Below are 2192 nucleotides of genomic sequence, written 5' to 3'. Positions count from 1 at the left end.
GTTTTTTTTTAAACCCCCCCCACACAACCCCCCCCGGGGTTCCAAATCCCGGGGGGGGGCCCCCCCGCGCGGGGGCCCCACCACCGCCTCAGATCACTTCGGCCAGCTGCTCTCGATGCCCTGGAGCACAGCGGCGGTGTCCTTGCCGTTGACCCACTCGACCATGCCCTTCCAGAACGTTCCGGCGCCGACGGCGGCCGGCATCAGGTCGGAACCGTCGAACCGGAAGACGGTCTTCTGGTCCTGGAGGATCTGCACGGAGAGCTTGTCGACCGGGTTCGGCACGTTCGCCAGGTCGAGCTTGTTGTTGGCGGACACCCAGTCGCCGATCTTGGCGCGGCTGTTGGCGTACTCGCCGGAGGCCAGGTAGGTCTGCACGGCCTGGACCTCGGGGCGGTCGGCGAAGGCCGCGACGAACTCGCCGCCGCCGAGCACCGGCTTGCCCTTGGCCGGGTCGATGGCCGGGAAGTAGAACGCGAAGACGTCGCCGTCCTCGGCCACCTTCGTGCCCTCGGGCCACTGGTTGGCGTAGAAGGACGCCTGGCGGTGCAGGGCGCACTTGCCGGTGGTGACCGGCGTGCCCGCCTCCTGGAAGGAGGTGGTGGCGATGCTCTTGACGCCGCCGAAGCCGCCGTTGACGTACTTCTCGTTCTTCAGGATGGTGCCGGCCTTGTCGAGGGCCTCGGCGACCTTCGGGTCGTTGAACGGGATGCCGTGGGTGGTCCACTGGTCGTAGACCTCGGGGGTCTGCGTCCGCAGCATCAGGTCCTCGATCCAGTCGGTGGCCGGCCAGCCGGTGGCGTCACCGGACTCGATGCCGGCGCACCACGGCTTGGTGCCGCTCGCCGCGATCTTGTCGCTCAGGGCCATGAGCTCGTCCCAGGTGGTGGGGACGGTCCAGCCCTTCTCCTTGAACGTCTTCGGCGAGTACCACACGAAGGACTTGACGTTCGAGCCGAGCGGGGCGCCGTAGAACTGGCCGTTCACGGTGCTGTACTTCAGCCAGTCGGGCGAGTAGTTCTGCTCGGCCGTCGCCTTGGTGTCGGCGCCGGCAGCCTTGAGCTTGCCAGCGTCGACGAACCGCTTGAGCAGACCCGGCTGCGGGATGAAGGCGAGGTCGGGCGCGTTGCCGCCGTCGACCCGGACACCGAGCTGGGCCTCGAACTCACCGCTGCCCTCGTGGTCGATCTCGATGCCGGTGCAGTCCTCGAACTGCTTCCAGGACTCGTCCAGCCGGTCGGCCTCGATGTCCCGGATCGACGAGTAGATCGTGACCTTCTTGCCGTCGTTGCCCTGGTACTTCTCGTATGCCGCGCATTCCGCGGAGCTCGCCTTGTCGCTGCTCTTGTCGTCGCCGGTGCCACAGGCAGTGACGCTGAGCGCCAGCCCCAGTACGCCGGCGACCGCGAGAGCCTGGCGTGGTCTGGCAAAGACCGCCATGCCGTTCTCCTTCCTTGCCGGCGCGGTCGTGTTCAACCGGCGCCGGTCCGATGGGCGTCACCACATGTAAGCGCTTGCATTGGTGCACGTCCACCCCCGGCCGGACACGGACGAGTAACAATCCCGAAACCAGCTCACCGGCGGTGGGCGCGCTCCCACCGGTGGGGGTGTTCGGCCCGCCGTGACCCCTTTCGGCCGGTGCAGGATCCTGTCACGCTGAAGGCGATCGATTGAAGCTTATTGACATCGGAGGTGCTGGATGCGTAAGCGGTGGTTCGGCCTCGCGGCGGTCGGCGCGCTGATCGCGGCCGACCTCGGCGGCACCAGCTACGGCAAGTACGTCCGCATCGACCACGGCGGCGGCTATGCCACCTACTACTACGCGCACCTCGACGGCTTCAACGTCTCGGTCGGCCAGGGCGTCGGCTACGGCAAGGTGCTCGGCTGGGTCGGCAGCACCGGCGGCTCCACCGGCCCGCACCTGCACTACGAGCAGCGGCCGACAACAACGGCTCGTCGAGCACCGGCTCCGGCACGGTCGACACCAGCGGCACCCCGCTGACCGTCCGCTCCGGCCCGGGCGCCGGGTACTCCTCGGTCGGCACGGTGGCGGACGGGACGAAGGTGACGATCCACTGCCAGACCAGCGGCAGTACGGTCACCCGAACGTGCCGCGCTGCTGACCGCCGCGCTGGCGCAAGGAAGGGCCCCCTGTGCAACAGAATGCGTTAACAGGGGGCCCTTCCTTGCGC

General features: G+C 68.2%; 2 protein-coding genes. One reads left to right on the top strand and one right to left on the bottom strand.

The features are described 5' to 3' along the window. Positions 1 to 93: 93 nt before the first annotated feature. Complete coding sequence (locus ACFT41_RS32180; RefSeq protein WP_377590512.1) at positions 94 to 1440, bottom strand: ABC transporter substrate-binding protein; 1347 nt, start codon at positions 1438 to 1440, stop codon at positions 94 to 96. Positions 1441 to 1699: 259 nt separating this feature from the next. On the opposite strand from ACFT41_RS32180, the gene ACFT41_RS32175 reads away from it, so the two are divergent. After that, positions 1700 to 2002 carry a M23 family metallopeptidase gene (locus tag ACFT41_RS32175; RefSeq protein WP_377590514.1) on the top strand — a complete coding sequence of 101 codons (303 nt, stop codon included), beginning with the start codon at positions 1700 to 1702 and terminating at the stop codon, positions 2000 to 2002. Positions 2003 to 2192 lie beyond the last annotated feature (190 nt).

The sequence above is a fragment of the Micromonospora sp. NPDC057141 genome (genome assembly GCF_042670805.1).
Taxonomy (GTDB): domain Bacteria; phylum Actinomycetota; class Actinomycetes; order Mycobacteriales; family Micromonosporaceae; genus Micromonospora.
Note: the sequence above shows the minus strand (reverse complement) of the source record. Positions and strands in the feature narration are given on the sequence as shown.